17 protein-coding genes are annotated in these 14,938 nt (G+C 72.3%); 10 read left to right on the top strand and 7 right to left on the bottom strand.

The window, feature by feature from the left end:
- Window positions 1-70 precede the first annotated feature (70 nt).
- A complete protein-coding gene (locus tag QQY24_RS10160) occupies window positions 71-1,294 on the bottom strand; it encodes an NADP-dependent malic enzyme (RefSeq protein WP_301972344.1) in 1,224 nt (407 codons plus the stop codon).
- Window positions 1,295-1,863: 569 nt separating this feature from the next.
- On the opposite strand from QQY24_RS10160, the gene QQY24_RS10165 reads away from it, so the two are divergent.
- The 4 genes from QQY24_RS10165 (at window position 1,864) to QQY24_RS10180 (ending at window position 5,438) form a co-directional block, all read left to right on the top strand.
- Window positions 1,864-2,823, top strand: coding sequence for an ABC transporter substrate-binding protein (locus QQY24_RS10165; RefSeq protein WP_301972345.1), 960 nt, complete (start codon window positions 1,864-1,866; stop codon window positions 2,821-2,823).
- Between the two features lie 35 nt (window positions 2,824-2,858).
- The gene (locus tag QQY24_RS10170) at window positions 2,859-3,794 is read left to right on the top strand and encodes an amino acid ABC transporter permease (RefSeq protein WP_301972346.1); all 936 of its coding nucleotides are present in this window, start codon (window positions 2,859-2,861) and stop codon (window positions 3,792-3,794) included.
- A gap of 47 nt (window positions 3,795-3,841) precedes the next feature.
- Complete coding sequence (locus QQY24_RS10175) at window positions 3,842-4,594, top strand: amino acid ABC transporter ATP-binding protein (protein ID WP_301976198.1); 753 nt, start codon at window positions 3,842-3,844, stop codon at window positions 4,592-4,594.
- A 214-nt stretch (window positions 4,595-4,808) separates the two neighbouring features.
- Window positions 4,809-5,438: a CGNR zinc finger domain-containing protein gene (locus tag QQY24_RS10180; protein ID WP_301972347.1), complete on the top strand. Its 630-nt coding sequence runs from the start codon at window positions 4,809-4,811 to the stop codon at window positions 5,436-5,438.
- Here QQY24_RS10180 and sodX read toward each other — a convergent pair.
- Window positions 5,342-5,776 (bottom strand): nickel-type superoxide dismutase maturation protease, encoded by a 435-nt coding sequence (gene sodX, locus QQY24_RS10185; RefSeq protein WP_301976199.1) that lies wholly within the window; start codon window positions 5,774-5,776, stop codon window positions 5,342-5,344. The genes QQY24_RS10180 and sodX overlap by 97 nt on opposite strands.
- Before the next feature lie 145 nt (window positions 5,777-5,921).
- On the opposite strand from sodX, the gene sodN reads away from it, so the two are divergent.
- The 3 genes from sodN to QQY24_RS10200 all read left to right on the top strand — a co-directional run bounded on the left by sodN (window position 5,922) and on the right by QQY24_RS10200 (window position 7,312).
- A complete protein-coding gene (sodN, locus tag QQY24_RS10190; RefSeq protein ID WP_171152914.1) occupies window positions 5,922-6,317 on the top strand; it encodes a superoxide dismutase, Ni in 396 nt (131 codons plus the stop codon).
- Window positions 6,318-6,451: 134 nt separating this feature from the next.
- On the top strand, window positions 6,452-6,850 hold the full coding sequence (locus QQY24_RS10195) for a helix-turn-helix transcriptional regulator (RefSeq protein WP_301972348.1): 399 nt from the start codon (window positions 6,452-6,454) through the stop codon (window positions 6,848-6,850).
- Between the two features lie 45 nt (window positions 6,851-6,895).
- Window positions 6,896-7,312, top strand: coding sequence for a VOC family protein (locus QQY24_RS10200; protein ID WP_301972349.1), 417 nt, complete (start codon window positions 6,896-6,898; stop codon window positions 7,310-7,312).
- Between the two features lie 171 nt (window positions 7,313-7,483).
- On the opposite strand, the gene QQY24_RS10205 is transcribed toward QQY24_RS10200, so the two are convergent.
- From QQY24_RS10205 to QQY24_RS10215, 4 genes are all read right to left on the bottom strand, one after another.
- Window positions 7,484-7,816, bottom strand: a complete 333-nt coding sequence (locus tag QQY24_RS10205) for a DUF952 domain-containing protein (protein WP_301972350.1) — start codon at window positions 7,814-7,816, stop codon at window positions 7,484-7,486.
- 28 nt (window positions 7,817-7,844) lie between these two features.
- Window positions 7,845-8,027: a hypothetical protein gene (locus QQY24_RS34735; RefSeq protein WP_367658045.1), complete on the bottom strand. Its 183-nt coding sequence runs from the start codon at window positions 8,025-8,027 to the stop codon at window positions 7,845-7,847.
- 265 nt (window positions 8,028-8,292) lie between these two features.
- Window positions 8,293-9,459: a family 2 encapsulin nanocompartment cargo protein polyprenyl transferase gene (locus QQY24_RS10210; RefSeq protein WP_301972351.1), complete on the bottom strand. Its 1,167-nt coding sequence runs from the start codon at window positions 9,457-9,459 to the stop codon at window positions 8,293-8,295.
- A 73-nt stretch (window positions 9,460-9,532) separates the two neighbouring features.
- Window positions 9,533-10,939, bottom strand: a complete 1,407-nt coding sequence (locus QQY24_RS10215; protein WP_301972352.1) for a family 2B encapsulin nanocompartment shell protein — start codon at window positions 10,937-10,939, stop codon at window positions 9,533-9,535.
- A gap of 295 nt (window positions 10,940-11,234) precedes the next feature.
- Between QQY24_RS10215 and QQY24_RS10220 the strand changes: the two genes are divergently transcribed.
- Together QQY24_RS10220 and QQY24_RS10225 are read left to right on the top strand one after the other, a co-directional pair.
- Complete coding sequence (locus QQY24_RS10220) at window positions 11,235-11,828, top strand: N-acetylmuramoyl-L-alanine amidase (protein ID WP_301972353.1); 594 nt, start codon at window positions 11,235-11,237, stop codon at window positions 11,826-11,828.
- Window positions 11,829-11,859: 31 nt separating this feature from the next.
- Window positions 11,860-12,795 carry a 1-aminocyclopropane-1-carboxylate deaminase/D-cysteine desulfhydrase gene (locus QQY24_RS10225; RefSeq protein WP_301972355.1) on the top strand — a complete coding sequence of 312 codons (936 nt, stop codon included), beginning with the start codon at window positions 11,860-11,862 and terminating at the stop codon, window positions 12,793-12,795.
- Here QQY24_RS10225 and QQY24_RS10230 read toward each other — a convergent pair.
- Window positions 12,777-14,372, bottom strand: a complete 1,596-nt coding sequence (locus tag QQY24_RS10230) for a Na+/H+ antiporter (RefSeq protein ID WP_301972356.1) — start codon at window positions 14,370-14,372, stop codon at window positions 12,777-12,779. The two genes, QQY24_RS10225 and QQY24_RS10230, sit on opposite strands and share 19 nt — an antisense overlap.
- Before the next feature lie 61 nt (window positions 14,373-14,433).
- On the opposite strand from QQY24_RS10230, the gene QQY24_RS10235 reads away from it, so the two are divergent.
- Window positions 14,434-14,694, top strand: coding sequence for a UBP-type zinc finger domain-containing protein (locus QQY24_RS10235; RefSeq protein ID WP_301972357.1), 261 nt, complete (start codon window positions 14,434-14,436; stop codon window positions 14,692-14,694).
- The last annotated feature ends 244 nt before the right edge of the window (window positions 14,695-14,938 follow it).

Here is a 14,938-nt window from a genome sequence, read left to right on the forward strand (position 1 = left end):
ATCGCCCGCGCGACGGCCGGCGGGGAGAAGAACGGCCCCGCCCGGACGGGCGGGGCCGTGCGGCGCGGCGTCAGCGCCGGGCGACGCCCTCGGCCCGGGCGGCGGCGGCGACCGCCGCGGTGACGGCCGGGGCGACCCGCTCGTCGAACGGCGACGGGATCACGTAGTCCGCGGCGAGGTCGTCACCGACCACCGCGGCCAGCGCCTCGGCGGCGGCGATCTTCATCCCCTCGGTGATCCGCGTGGCCCGCACCTGCAGCGCGCCCGCGAAGATGCCGGGGAAGGCCAGCACGTTGTTGATCTGGTTCGGGAAGTCCGAGCGCCCGGTGGCGACGACCGCCGCGTGCCTGTGGGCGACCTCCGGGTGCACCTCGGGGTTCGGGTTGGCCATCGCGAACACGAAGGCACCCTCCGCCATGGAGGCCACGGCCGCCTCGGCGACCGTACCGCCGGAGACCCCGATGAAGACGTCCGCGCCCGCGAGGGCGTCCTCCAGCGAGCCGGTGAGGCCCGCCTTGTTGGTGAAGGAGGCCAGCTGCCGCTTGACCGGGTTCAGGTCCTCCCGGCCGGCCGACACGACGCCCTTGCGGTCCGCCACCGCCACGTCCCCGATGCCGGCCTCGACCAGCATCTTGGCGATGGCGACACCGGCCGCGCCGGCGCCCGAGATGACGGCCCGCAGCTGCCCGATCTCACGCCGGCTCAGCCGGGCGGCGTTCCGGAGCGCCGCGAGCGTCACCACGGCCGTGCCGTGCTGGTCGTCGTGGAAGACCGGGATGTCGAGGCGCTCCTGCAGCCGGCGCTCGATCTCGAAGCACCGGGGCGCCGAGATGTCCTCCAGGTTCACTCCGCCGAAGGAGGGAGCGAGCCGGACCACGGTCTCCACGATGTCGTCGACGTCCGTGCAGTCGAGCGCGATCGGCACCGCGTCGACACCGCCGAACTGCTTGAAGAGGATCGCCTTGCCCTCCATCACGGGGAGGGAGGCCCGGGGACCGATGTCCCCGAGCCCGAGCACCGCCGTGCCGTCGGTGACGACGGCGACCACGGAGGACTTCCACGTGTAATCGTTGACCAGCTCGGGCTGCTCCGCGATCGCGGAGCACACGCGCGCGACGCCGGGCGTGTACGCGAGGGAAAGGTCGTCCTTGTCACGGACCGGCACGGTGGCCTGCACGGCCATCTTGCCGCCACGGTGCAGCGCGAACACCGGATCGAAGGAATCGAGGGGCTCGGCCCCGCCGTCCCGGTCCGCTTTGCTGTCGCTGCGAGGATTGACGATCTCCGCTGCCACTTTGTTTTACCCCTTAGGTGTGCATGGTTTGAGGGTCGACCACTCCTGGTGAGGGGTGGGCGGGCACCGCGCAAGACCCGATTGCTGATACGTACGGGCGCATACGCGACGGGCGCGCCGCACACGCGCCCTGAGCCCCGGATGAGGGGTGTAAAGAACCTTCTTACCGGACGGACGGTGCTCGCGACGAGTCCATTAGGTGCAAGGTCACATCTCGGTACCAGGAAGCCACAGACGGATGACGCGCGGCTGACGGGGACGGTCGCGGCCGTCCGCAAGAGGTTCGGGAGGTGGGAAAAACCACGTCGCCGCCCGCCCGCATCGTGAGACACGGCGAAGATTTTCCGGTCCGCGCCCCGACTTCCCGCAGATGATTCGGGGCGATGGACCGGGGATGTACCGACCTGATGCGGTTCAGGGGTCGCCCGTTATCCGATTTTGACATAAGCGCGCCCCTGAATGGCGTAGCCCGAATGGCAAGATGCCGTAAACCCACGAGGTCGCGACACCCGAAAGTGTGTGTTTCCGTCGACCCATCGGCAACTTTCGCATCCGCCGGAGGAACCACGATGACCGCAAGCTCCACCCGTCGTACGACCGCCGCGCACTCCCGGCTAGCAGCGGTCGGTGCGATCGCGGTCGCAGGCGCCCTGCTGCTCACCGGTTGCGGTGACCAGACCAAGGACAAGGACAGTGGCTCCGGCAGCGCCTCCAGCAGCAACGCCCCCCTGGCCGACAAGCTCCCCCGGGCGATCCGCGACAAGGGCGAGATCAGAGTCGGCTCGGACATCGCCTACGCCCCGGTGGAGTTCAAGGACTCCGCCGGCAAGGTGAGCGGCCTCGACCCCGACCTCGCGGCGGCCATGGGCAAGCAGCTCGGCGTGCGGCTCACGTTCGAGAACGGCACCTTCGACGCCCTGCTCACCGGTCTGCGCTCGGGCCGCTACGACATGGCGATGTCGGCGATGACGGACAACAAGAACCGCCAGCAGGGCATCGACCCGGACACCGGCAAGAAGGTCGGCGAGGGCGTCGACTTCGTCGACTACCTGACCGCCGGTGTCTCGATCTACACCCGCAAGGGTGACACCAAGGGCATCGCGTCCTGGGCGGACCTGTGCGGCCGGAAGCTCGCCGTCGAGCGCGGCACCGTCTCGGAGGACCTGGCCAAGCAGGAGGCCAAGAAGTGTCCGAGCGGCAAGAAGCTGGCCATCGAGGCGTTCGACGACGACCAGCAGTCCCAGACCCGGCTGCGTTCGGGCGGCGTGGACGCGGCCTCCTCCGACTTCCCGGTCGCCGCGTACGCGGTGAAGACCTCCGGCGGCGGCAAGGACTTCGAGATCGTCGGCGACCAGGTCGAGGCGGCGCCGTACGGCATCGCGGTGGCCAAGAAGGACACGCAGCTGCGCGACGCCCTGAAGGCCGCGATGGACGCCGTCATCAAGAACGGCGAGTACGAGAAGATCCTCGAGAAGTGGGGCGCCGAGGACGGCGCCGTCAAGGAGTCCACCGTCAACGGCGGCAAGTGACCCGCGCAGACAGCGGCCGCTGAGAGGCAACACCCGTGACTGACATACACAAGACGGCCGGGGAGCAGCACACTCCCCCGGCCGGCCCGGAGGCCATCAGAGCCGTCCCGGTCCGGCACTACGGACGCTACGTCTCCGCCGTCATCGCCATCGCCCTCCTCCTGGCGATCATCTACGCGTTCGGCCAGGGCAAGATCAACTGGCACGCGGTCCCGGACTACTTCTTCGACCACCGGATCATGCAGGGCGTCGGCAAGACGCTCCTGCTGACCGTGCTGTCGATGCTGATCGGCATCGTCGGCGGCGTCGTCCTCGCGGTGATGCGGCTGTCGAAGAACCCGGTGACCTCGTCGATCTCCTGGTTCTACATCTGGTTCTTCCGCGGCACCCCGGTGCTGGTGCAGCTGTTCCTGTGGTTCAACCTGGGCCTGGTCTTCGAGTACATCAACCTGGGCCCGATCTACAAGAACTACTGGTCGGACTTCATGACGCCGCTGCTGACGGCGCTGCTCGGCCTCGGGCTGAACGAGGCCGCGTACATGGCCGAGATCTGCCGGGCCGGCCTGCTCGCGGTGGACGAGGGCCAGACCGAGGCCGCGCACGCCCTGGGCATGAGCCACGGCAGGACGCTGCGCCGGGTGGTCATCCCGCAGGCGATGCGTGTGATCGTGCCGCCGACGGGCAACGAGGTGATCAACATGCTGAAGACGACCTCGCTCGTGGCGGCCGTCCAGTATCCCGAGCTGTTCCGCTACGCACAGGACATCGGCCAGAACTCCGGTGCCCCGGTGGAGATGTACTTCCTCGCCGCGGCCTGGTACCTGATCATGACCTCGGTGCTGAGCGTGGGCCAGTACTACATCGAGCGCTACTACGCACGGGGCTCCAGCCGACAGCTGCCGCCGACGCCGTGGCAGAAGGTGAAGACGAACATGCTCTCCCTGGGCCGGCCGAAGGGAGGCCTGGCATGACAGGCGGACTGGGCAAGGGCGGCACCGTCCCCGCGGGGACGGTGCCGATGGTCAAGGCCGAGGGCGTCCACAAGTCCTTCGGGCCCGTCGAGGTGCTCAGGGGCATCGACCTGGAGGTGAGGTCGGGCGAGGTGTTCTGCCTGATCGGCCCCTCCGGTTCCGGCAAGAGCACGTTCCTGCGGTGCATCAACCACCTGGAGAAGGTCAACGCCGGGCGGCTGTACGTCGACGGCGAGCTGGTCGGCTACCGCCAGAAGGGCGACAAGCTGTACGAGCTGAAGGACAGCGAGGTCGCGCTCAAGCGCCGGGACATCGGCATGGTCTTCCAGCGCTTCAACCTGTTCCCGCACATGACGGCCGTGGAGAACGTCATGGAGGCTCCCGTCCAGGTCAAGGGCGTCAGCAGGGCGGAGGCCCGGGAGCGGGCGCTGCAGCTGCTGGACCGGGTGGGCCTGGCCGACAAGTCGGGCAACTACCCCTCCCAGCTCTCCGGCGGCCAGCAGCAGCGGGTGGCCATCGCGCGGGCCCTGGCGATGGACCCGAAGCTGATGCTGTTCGACGAGCCGACCTCGGCCCTGGACCCGGAGCTGGTCGGCGACGTCCTGGACGTCATGCGCGACCTCGCCGAGTCCGGCATGACGATGGTCGTCGTCACCCATGAGATGGGCTTCGCCCGCGAGGTGGGCGACAGCCTGGTGTTCATGGACGGCGGTGTGGTGGTCGAGTCCGGCCACCCGCGGGACGTCCTGACGAACCCGCAGCACGAGCGGACGCAGTCGTTCCTGTCCAAGGTGCTCTGAGCGGTCCCCGAAGGGGCGGTACGGCCCGGCCGTACCGCCCCTTCGGGCTGCCGCACCCCGGCGGGCCCCCGCCCCGCACGCACCCGTAATACCCTGGAGGGACAACCGGCCGTTACCCGGATTCCCCCGGCCGTTGCCCGGTTCCCCTCCCCGTCCGCAGACCCGATCTCCCCGTCCGCAGACCCGACCCACGAGCGCCCCACAAGGACCCCCGGTGGAACTGGCCTATTACTCGGATTACGCCGTCCGGCTCGTCAACAGCGAGGAACCGGTCCGGGGCAGGGACCAGCTGACCTCGGTCGAGGCCGTCCGCGTCCTCTTCGGGGACAACGCGTCGGCGGCCCGCCGCGCCACCGACGCCGACGTCACCCGCTTCCGCTCGGTCCGGGCCCGGCTGCGCGCGGTCTTCGAGGCGGCCGACCAGGGCGACGAGACGCTGGCCGTGGACCTGCTGAACTCCCTGCTGCTGGAGTTCCCGGTGAGCCCGCAGATCTCCGGCCACGACTTCCGGGACGAGGACGGCCGGCCGCTGTGGCACATGCACCTGGCCGACCACCCCTCCAACGCCACCGCCGGCTACGCGGCCATCGCGACGATGGGCCTGGCCTTCCACCTCACCGAGTACGGTGTCGACCGCCTGGGCCTGTGCGAGGCGCCCCCCTGCCGCAACGCCTACCTGGACACCTCCACCAACCGCTCCCGACGCTACTGTTCCGACCGCTGCGCCACCCGCGCCAACGTGGCCGCCTACCGGGCCCGCAAGCGCCTGGCGGCCGACCGGTCGGCGAACAGGGGCCTGGCGGCCGACAGCGCCCAGCGGGCGAACGCCAGCGGCGAACGCTGACCGGCCCTGAGCGGCCGGTAGCGCAGCCGCGCCCGCCCGAGGATCAGCTCCTCGGGCACGACCCCGTAGTCCGTGCTGTCCCCGCCCGCGTACGGGTTGTCCCCGAGCACCCACCAGCCGCCCCCGCGCCGCTCCACGGCCCGCTTGACGACCAGCAGGTCCTGCTGGAACGGATGACGCAGGACGACCACGTCCCCGGGCCTGATCGCGGCCCCGTACTGCAGCAGCAGCCGGTCCCCGTGGCGCAGCGTGGGCACCATGGACGGCCCCGTCACCTCGGCCAGCCCGAAGGGCGCCCCGGCCCTGCCCCGCTCGGAGTCCTGCGACAGCTCCGGCATCCCCGCCACCTCCCCGGTCCGTTCCTCCACCAGTTTCAGTCTGACCCCGGAGTTTTGTCCCAAGCCCCAGGGGGCACCGACGAAAACACGTCCTCCAGGGAGTAATCTCGCACCTGAGAAGACGATCACGAGGAAGGAATGCTCCATGCTTTCCCGCCTGTTTGCCCCCAAGGTCAAGGTCAGCGCGCACTGCGACCTGCCCTGCGGCGTGTACGACCCGGCCCAGGCCCGCATCGAGGCGGAGTCGGTGAAGGCCGTCCAGGAGAAGATGGCCGGCAACGACGACCCGCACTTCCAGACGCGTGCCACGGTCATCAAGGAGCAGCGCGCGGAGCTGGCCAAGCACCACGTGTCCGTGCTCTGGAGCGACTACTTCAAGGCCCCGCACTTCGAGAAGTACCCGGAACTGCACCAGCTGGTCAACGACACCCTGAAGGCCCTCTCGGCCGCCAAGGCGTCCACCGACCCGGCCACGGGCCAGAAGGCCCTGGACTACATCGCCCAGATCGACAAGATCTTCTGGGAGACCAAGAAGGCCTGACGGTCTTCTCGTCGCCAGGGGCCCGCCGCGCTCGCCGGCCGGGCCCCTTCGTCGTGCCCGGGGGCCGCCACGGGGCGCCGGGGACCCTCCCGGACCACGGGGAGCGCGGGGCGGGCCCGTGCCAAGCTGGGGCGGTGACCCTGGAGGACCTGGTACGGCTGCGGCGGGTGCGCGACCGCATGGACCGCGAGTACGCCGAGCCGCTCGACATGACCGAGCTGGCCCGTGGCGCCCACATGTCGGTCGGCCACTTCCAGCGCAGCTTCCGCAAGGCGTTCGGGGAGACCCCGTACAGCTACCTGATGACCCGGCGCGTGGAGCGGGCCAAGGCGCTGCTGCGCCGCGGCGACCTCACCGTGACCGAGGTGTGCCTGGCCGTCGGCTGCACCTCCCTCGGCTCCTTCAGCTCCCGGTTCACCGAGCTGGTCGGGCAGACGCCGAGCGCCTACCGGACCGGCTCCCACGAGGCGAGCGCGGTGATCCCGTCCTGCGTGATCCGTGCCTTCACGCGCCCGCGCCGCCGGCCGTACTGAGCGGGTTCCCGCGCCGGGCGCCACGGGTGCGCCTAGCGTGCTCCCATGGACGTGAAACTAGCGCAGTGCTTCATCGCCGTGGACGACCACGACAAGGCGCTCGCCTTCTACCGTGACGTGCTCGGCCTCGAAGTCCGCAACGACGTGGGCTTCGAGGGGATGCGGTGGGTGACCGTCGGCTCGCCGCTGCAGCCGGACGTGGAGATCGTGCTGGAGCCGCCCGGCGCCAGTCCGGACGCCTCCCCGGCCGACCGGCAGGCGACGGCCGAGCTGCTCGCCAAGGGGATGCTGAGGGGGGTCATCTTCACCACCGCCGACTGCGACGCTCTGTTCGAGCGGGTGCGGGAGTCCGGCGGCGAGGTGCTCCAGGAGCCGACGGACCAGCCGTACGGGGTGCGCGACTGCGCGTTCCGGGACCCGGCCGGCAACATGCTGCGGTTCATCGAGCGGCCCGCGGTCTGACCCGCGCGGGGCGGACCCCGCCGGGTCCGCCGGTGGCCGCCCGCCTCGGTGGCCGTCCGCCGGGCGCACGCCTGCACCGACCCGGCGCCGCTGACCGCCCGGCCGGCCGGGCTGCGGGACCCGGCGGCCCCGGCGGACCGGCGGCGCGGGCGGCGCGGGCGGCCGGCCGCGTCATCCCCAGGGCTCCACGTCCACCACGGCCTCGACCGGCACGGGACCGTAGACGTGCGGGAACTCCTCGCCGTCCGGTGGCACCGCCTCGTACTTCACCGGCACACCGAGCCGGGCGGGGTCCACGACGAGCACCACCAGCTCGTCCGGACCCTCGTGGTCGCCGTACAGGAAGGCGGCCACGCGCGGGAGCTGCTCACGGGTGGAGAAGTGGACGAAGCCCACGTCCCGCAGGGTGCGGCCACGGGTCGACCTCTCGTAGGTGCCGCGCCGGCGGGCGGCTTCCCACAGGGAACGCTCGGTGATGTGGAGGATGTACGGGAGTTTCGGCATGCGGCCACGTTAGGGCTTCGCGGCGGAGTCACCGGGCCGCGGGGGCGCCTCCCGGCCGGCCGCGTCCGGTGGCTTCCGCGGGCGCGGTGGCTCCGGTGGGCCCGCCGGGCTCCGTGCCCTTGCGGTGGGCCGCGCAGTCGGGGTTGCGGCACGGACCGGGGCGCCGCACCGGCACCCGGGCGCCCAGTGTCCTGTGCCGCACGACGACCAGGTCGACGGACTGTCCGCAGACGGGACAGGCGTGTTTCTCGCTGCCCGTGTCCCCAGGGCAGGGCGGCCGGGGACGCGGCGCTCCCCGCGCCGGGACGTGCGCTCCGGGTGTCCGTGCGCACGGTGTGCGGGCCCCGCCCAGGGTGGGGTGCGCGGGGCCCGCCGGGCCGGAGCCACCGGTGGCCGTGCGGGGTCAGGAACCGCACGTCCCCGGTGGCTCCGGGGTCCTTCGCCGGCCGCCGGGCCCGGCAGCCCGCCCGGCCGCCTCAGCCGCTGCGCCGGGTCACGAACTCGGCCAGGGCCAGCAGCCCGCCCGCCGTCTCCGGGGCGGGCACGGCCCGGGCCAGCTCCTGCACCGCCCGGGCCATCCGGTCGGCCGCCTCGGCCTGAGCCCAGTCCCGGCCGCCCGCCCGCTCCACGGCCAGCGCCGTCCGTGCGATCTCCTCGCCGTCGCCGTCCTCCCCGGCCTCGTACGGCCTGCCGTACAGCGCGGCGAGTTCGGCCGCCGCCGGGGTGCCGGAGGTGAGGGCCGCCACCACCGGCAGGGACTTCTTGCGGACCGCCAGATCCGCCCCGACCGGTTTCCCGGTGAGTCGCGGATCGCCCCATATGCCGATCACGTCGTCGATCAGCTGGAAGGCGAGCCCGGCCTGGCGGCCGAAGCCGTCCAGTGCCGCCACGACCTCGTCACCTGCGCCCGCGTACATCCCCCCGACGGCGCAGGCGCAGCCCAGCAGCGCGCCCGTCTTCGCCTCGGCCATGGTGAGCACCTCGGCGAGGGCGACGTCCTCGGGAGCGCGCCGTTCCAGGGCCGTGTCGGTGTGCTGCCCGGCGCACAGCTCGATGACGCAGCCCGTGAGCCGGGCGGCGGCCGCCGCCGCGGCCGCGTGGGCGTCCTCGGCGAGCAGTCGCAGGGCCAGTGCCTGCAGGGCGTCCCCGGCGAGGATCGCGTCGGAGACGCCGAACACACTCCACGCCGTGGGCCGGTGGCGGCGGGTGGTGTCCCGGTCCATCACGTCGTCGTGCAGCAACGTGAAGTTGTGGACGAGTTCGACCGCCACCGCCGCGCGGACGGCCGCCGCCCTGGCGCGCGGGCCGCCGAGGGCACCGGCCGCGGCGAGGACGAGCGCGGGCCTGATCGCCTTGCCCGCGTTCCCCGTCGCCGGGGTGCCGTCGGCGTGCTCCCAGCCGAAGTGGTAGCGCGCGATCCGGCGCATCGGGCCGGGCAGCGACGCGACGGCCGCCCGCAGTTCCGGGTCGACCAGGGCCCGGGTCCGCTCCAGCAGGGCCGCCGCCTCCGACCCGTCGAGCGGGCCGGGCCCGGCGTCCCCCGCGAACTCGCGCGGTCCCCGCGGTGCGGGCCGCCGTCCCGGACCGGCGGACCGCGCGGCCACGGGTGGGCACCGGTCGGTCCCCGTCACGGAATCGGCCATGTCTCCCCCTCACCGGTCCCGGAGGATCTACCCGCCCCGGCGGGCGGGAACACGGCCGTCACGCGCGGAGAGGTCACTTCCACCGTCCGATCTCGACGTTCTCCAGCACACCGAGCGCGTCGGGCACCAGGACGGCCGCCGAGTAGTAGGCCGTGACCAGGTACTTGATGACGGCCTGTTCGTTGATGCCCATGAAGCGGACGGACAGGCTCGGTTCGATCTCGTCCGGGATGCCGGACTGCCGCAGGCCGATGACGCCCTGGTCCGCCTCGCCGGTACGCAGGGCGATGACGGAAGTCGTCCGGGCCTCGGTGACCGGGATCTTGTTGCACGGGTAGATCGGCACACCGCGCCAGGTGGGGATGCGGTTGCCGCCGATGTCGATGGTCTCCGGCACCAGTCCGCGCTTGTTCAGCTCGCGTCCGAACGCGGCGATCGCGCGGGGGTGGGCGAGGAAGAGCTTGGTGCCGCGCCGGCGGCTGAGCAGTTCGTCCATGTCGTCCGGGCCGGGCACGCCGTCGTGCGGCTGGATCCGCTGGTCGTACTCGCAGTTGTGCAGCAGACCGAAGTCGCGGTTGTTGACCAGCTCGTGCTCCTGGCGTTCCTTCAGCGCCTCCACGGTGAGCCGCAGTTGCTGCTCGGTCTGGTTCATCGGCTGGTTGTACAGGTCGGCCACGCGTGTGTGGATGCGCAGCACGGTCTGGGCGATGCTCAGTTCGTACTCGCGCGGCCGGGCCTCGTAGTCGACGAAGGTGTGCGGGATGTCCGGCTCGCCGGAGTGGCCGGCCGCCAGCTCGACCGCCTTCTCGCCGTACTTGTTGGTCCGCTGCTCCGGGATCGAGCGCAGCCGCTCCAGGTGTTCGCGCAGTGAGTCGGAGCGCTCGGCGACCTGCTGGAAGTCCTGGCGGCCGAGGACCAGTACCGTGCACGCGGTGTCGGCGCGGGCGGTGTACTCCCAGATGGCGTCCGGGTCCAGCAGCGCCTGGTCGCCGAAGTAGGCGCCGTCGGCGAGGACGCCGAGGACCGCGTCGTCGCCGTACGGGCCGGTGCCGACCTTCTCGACCCTGCCGTGCGCGAGGAGGTACACCTCGTCGGCCTGGCCCCCGAAGGAGGCGATCACCTCGCCGGGGGCGAAGTCCCGCTGACGGCAGCGCCGGGCCAGCTCGGCGAGCACCCCGTCGTCCTCGTACGACCGCAGCACGGGCAGTTCGCCCAGTTCGGCCGGGATGACCTCCACCTGGTCCCCGGTCTTCACGAAGGTGACCCGGCCGTCGCCGACGGCGTACGTCAGCCGCCGGTTCACCCGGTACGTGCCGCCGTGCACGTCCACCCAGGGCAGGGTGCGCAGCAGCCAGCGGGAGCTGATCTCCTGCATCTGCGGCGCCGACTTGGTCGTGGTGGCCAGGTTCCGCGCTGCCGCCGTGCCGAGGGACTGCTGCGGCTTGCCCTGATCCGTGCGGACCTCTTCGCCTAACGACATAAAAGAATGCCCTCCCATGTATGCCCGGCGCCGAAGCGCGCCGGGCACCGCTCTCGTGCACGAGCGTTCCATCACGGTGCATGTGTGCGCCATTACCCGAAAGAGGGGGGTTGGATCATCGCACGACTGGGCAGACAGAGGGACCCGCGTCCCCGGCGCCGCCGGGTGTGCGTCCTGGCCGGATCGGCTCGCACGGCGTGCGAACGAGGTAGTCCGTGACGTCCGGTTTCGGTAGAAGCAGGCCTACGGGAGGGCCGCGACCGGCGGCGCTCGGACACGGCACGAAGGAGGGGTCATGGCCCCACCCATGTCCGCGAGCGGGTTCCTGCAGGCGCTGCGTGCGGAGGGCGTCACGGTCGTCGAGGTGGGCGACTGGCGGAACCACAACCGCAACCACAAGGGGCCGTGGGGTCCCGTCCACGGCGTGATGATCCACCACACGGTGACCCGGGGCGGCGCGCGCACGGTGGAGCTGTGCCGCGACGGCCACGCGGACCTGCCGGGCCCGTTGTGCCACGGCGTGATCACCAAGGACGGCCGGGTGCACCTGGTCGGCTACGGCCGCACCAACCACGCCGGCTCCGGCGACGACGAGGTGCTGCGCGCGGTGATCGCCGAGCGGGGGCTGCCGCCGGACAACGAGGCGAACACCGACGGCAACCGGCACTTCTACGGCTTCGAGTGCGAGAACCTGGGCGACGGCGAGGACCCCTGGCCGCAGGTGCAGTTGCAGGCGGTCGAGCGGGCCGCCGCAGCCGTCTGCCGCCACCACGGCTGGACCCAGCGGTCGGTCGTCGGCCACCTCGAGTGGCAGCCGGGCAAGGTGGACCCGCGCGGGTTCTCGATGGCGTGGCTGCGCGAGCGGGTCGAGGAGCGGCTGAAGGGGTAGCCGTGCCCCGGCTCCGCGCGACAATGACCGGGTGACCAGCCCCGACCCGCTCGCCCCGCGCCTGCCGTCCCCCGTGGAGGAGGTGCGGGACGAGCGTTTCGCCCGGCACGGGCTGCGCCTGCTGCTCAAGCGGGACGACCTGATCCACCCGGAGCTGATCGGCAACAAGTGGCGCAAGCTGGTGCCCAACATCGAGGCGGCGCGGGGCCGGGCGCTGGTGACCTTCGGCGGGGCCTACTCCAACCACCTGCGGGCCACGGCCGCGGCGGGCCGCCTGCTCGGACTGGCGACCACCGGGGTGGTCCGCGGCGACGAGCTGGCCGGCCGGCCCCTGAACCCGTCCCTGGCCCGGTGCGCGGCCGACGGCATGCGGCTGCACTTCGTCGACCGGTCGGCCTACCGGCGCAAGACCGAGCCGGAGGTCCTGGCCGGGATCCTGCGGGCGGCCGGGGCCGAGGAGGCGTACGTCGTCCCCGAGGGCGGCAGCAACGCGGAGGCCGTGCGCGGGTGCCGGGCGCTCGGCGAGGAGCTGCGCGGGCGGGCCGACGTGGTCGCGGTGGCCTGCGGCACCGGCGGCACGCTCGCCGGACTCGCCGCCGGGCTGGGCGCCGGCGGGCGCGCGCTCGGGGTACCGGTGCTCAAGGGGGACTTCCTGGCCGCCGAGGTACGGGCGCTGCAGGAGCGGGCCTTCGGCGGCCGCCGCGGCACCTGGTCCCTGGACGGCCGCTTCCACTTCGGCGGGTACGCGCGCACCCCACCCGCGCTGGAAGCCTTCGCCGAGGACTTCGAGCAGCGCCACGGGCTTCCCGTGGAGCGTCTGTACGTCGCCAAGATGCTGCACGCACTCCTGACCCTGGCCGGGGAGGGCGCCTTCGCGCGCGGGACGACGCTGGCCGCGGTCGTCACCGGCCGGCCCTTCCCCCCACCGCGGCCCCCGGCCGGAAGCGGTCAGCCGGCCTCCCGGTAGGCGGCGGCCTCCTCCAGGTCGAGCCGGCGCAGCAGTGCGCGGAGCATCTCGTCGTCGATGTAGCGGTGGTCGCGGAGCATGACGAAGACCTCGCGTTCGGCGCCGATCATCTCGCGGGACAGGCGGCGGTAGGTCTCGTCCACGGACTCGCCGGTGACCGGGTTGACCTGGCCGAGGCGTTCCCACACGGCGTTGCGGCGGCGCTCCAGGACCGAGCGCAGGCGGTCGGCGAGCGGCGGGGGCAGGGTGTTGCGCTCGTCGGTGAGGAGTTCGCCCAGCCGGCTCTCGGCGGCGCGGGAGGCCTGGGCCTGGGCGTTGGCCTCGGCGAGGGTCTGGGCCTGCCGGTCGCGGCCGGGGAACCTCAGCAGGCGGATGAGCGGGGGCAGGCTCAGGCCCTGCGTGACCAGTGTGCCGATGACGGTGGTGAAGGTCAGGAAGAGGATCAGGGTGCGCTGCGGGAAGGGGCCGCCGCCGTGCACGGTGAGCGGAACGGAGAAGGCGATGGCGAGGGACACCACCCCCCGCATGCCGGCCCAGCCGGTGACCAGGGCGCCCCGCCAGGTCGGGTTCTCCTCGCGCGCGCGGATGCGCGCCGACAGCAGGCGGGGCAGGAAGGTCGCCGGGAAGACCCAGACGAACCGGGTGAGGACGACGACCAGGAAGAGCACGACGGCGTACCAGGCGGCCACGAGGCCCTCGTACTGCCCGAGCCCCTTGAGGACGACCGGCAGCTGGAGGCCGATCAGCGCGAAGACCGCGGACTCCAGGACGAAGGCGACCATCTTCCAGACCGCCTCCTCCTGGAGCCGGGTGGCGAAGTCGACCTCCCACGCGCGGTGGCCGAGGTAGAGGGCGACGACCACGACGGCGAGGACCCCGGAGGCGTGCACCTGCTCGGCGACGCCGTAGGCGACGAACGGGATGAGCAGGGAGAGGGTGTTCTGCAGCAGGGGTTCTCGCAGGTGCGTGCGCAGCCAGTGCAGGGGTGCCATGAGGACGAGGCCGATGCCGACGCCGCCGACGGCGGCGAGCAGGAACTCGCCGATGCCGCCCGCCCAGGTCGCGCCCTCGCCGACGGCCGCGGCCAGGGCGACCTTGTAGGCGGTGATCGCGGTGGCGTCGTTCAGGAGGGACTCGCCCTGCAGGATGGTGGTGATCCGGGACGGCAGGCCGACCCGGCGCGCGACCGCCGTGGCGGCCACCGCGTCCGGCGGCGCCACCACCGCGCCCAGTACGAGCGCGGCGGTCAGCGGCATGCCGGGGACGATCAGGTAGGCGGCCCAGCCGACCGCGACGGTCGCGAAGAGCACGTAGCCCACCGACAGCAGCGCCACCGGTCTGAGCTGGGCCCGCAGGTCGAGGTAGGAGCTGTCGGCGGCGGAGGTGTACAGCAGCGGCGGCAGCAGCAGCGGCAGGACGACCTCGGGGTCGAGGGTGTAGTCCGGCACTCCGGGGAGGGCGGAGACCGCGAGGCCGGCCGCGACCAGCAGCAGGGGCGCCGGCACCGGCGTGCGCCGGGCCGCCGCGGCGATGGCGGCGCTCGCCGCCACCAGCAACAGCAGCGGCATCACGTCCATGGTCCTCGCCCACCCTCGGTTTCCTCGCGGTCACCCGCGCGGCCGTCGTAACCTGGCCATCATGAAACAGTGCACGCACGCCGACGCGCTGCCGCACCCGGAGCCCGAGCCGCTGAGCACGACCTGCAGGGAGTGTCTCGCGCTCGGGACGCACCCGGTGCAGTTGCGGCTCTGCCTGACCTGTGGCCACGTCGGCTGCTGCGACTCCTCACCGGGACGGCACGCCACGGAGCACCACGAGGATTCCGGTCATCCCGTGATCCGGACCTTCGAGCCCGGCGAGGAGTGGCGCTGGTGCTTCGTCGACCACGTCCTCGTGTGACGCCGCGCGGGGGCGGCACGCTCCGGCCGGCGGGGGCGGTTCGGGCGTCTGACGCCGGGGTACGTCAACCCGGCGCGCGCTCTTCCCATTTGGGCCCGCCCACCCTCTAGACACGGAGCGTATTCAAAGCTTTACTGTGAGTGACGCCAGGGGGTTGGGGTCCCGGGGACAGGAACGTTCCGGGCGCGATAGCGTCACCGCGGAACCACGTACGCGTTACCCCGGGGGGCGACCCTCGGCCCGT

The sequence above is a fragment of the Streptomyces sp. TG1A-8 genome, assembly GCF_030499535.1.
In the GTDB taxonomy this organism is placed as follows: Bacteria; Actinomycetota; Actinomycetes; order Streptomycetales; family Streptomycetaceae; genus Streptomyces.

What these genes read in the sequence shown, in the direction of transcription:
- QQY24_RS10215 (WP_301972352.1), bottom strand. Translation starts at nt 10,939, where the DNA reads ATGTCGTTAGGCGAAGAGGTCCGCACGGATCAGGGCAAGCCGCAGCAG.
- QQY24_RS10200 (WP_301972349.1), top strand. Translation starts at nt 6,896, where the DNA reads ATGGACGTGAAACTAGCGCAGTGCTTCATCGCCGTGGACGACCACGAC.
- QQY24_RS10205 (WP_301972350.1), bottom strand. Translation starts at nt 7,816, where the DNA reads ATGCCGAAACTCCCGTACATCCTCCACATCACCGAGCGTTCCCTGTGG.
- QQY24_RS10235 (WP_301972357.1), top strand. Translation starts at nt 14,434, where the DNA reads ATGAAACAGTGCACGCACGCCGACGCGCTGCCGCACCCGGAGCCCGAG.
- QQY24_RS10165 (WP_301972345.1), top strand. Translation starts at nt 1,864, where the DNA reads ATGACCGCAAGCTCCACCCGTCGTACGACCGCCGCGCACTCCCGGCTA.
- QQY24_RS10175 (WP_301976198.1), top strand. Translation starts at nt 3,842, where the DNA reads ATGGTCAAGGCCGAGGGCGTCCACAAGTCCTTCGGGCCCGTCGAGGTG.
- QQY24_RS10230 (WP_301972356.1), bottom strand. Translation starts at nt 14,372, where the DNA reads ATGGACGTGATGCCGCTGCTGTTGCTGGTGGCGGCGAGCGCCGCCATC.
- QQY24_RS10220 (WP_301972353.1), top strand. Translation starts at nt 11,235, where the DNA reads ATGGCCCCACCCATGTCCGCGAGCGGGTTCCTGCAGGCGCTGCGTGCG.
- sodN (WP_171152914.1), top strand. Translation starts at nt 5,922, where the DNA reads ATGCTTTCCCGCCTGTTTGCCCCCAAGGTCAAGGTCAGCGCGCACTGC.
- QQY24_RS10210 (WP_301972351.1), bottom strand. Translation starts at nt 9,459, where the DNA reads ATGGCCGATTCCGTGACGGGGACCGACCGGTGCCCACCCGTGGCCGCG.
- sodX (WP_301976199.1), bottom strand. Translation starts at nt 5,776, where the DNA reads ATGCCGGAGCTGTCGCAGGACTCCGAGCGGGGCAGGGCCGGGGCGCCC.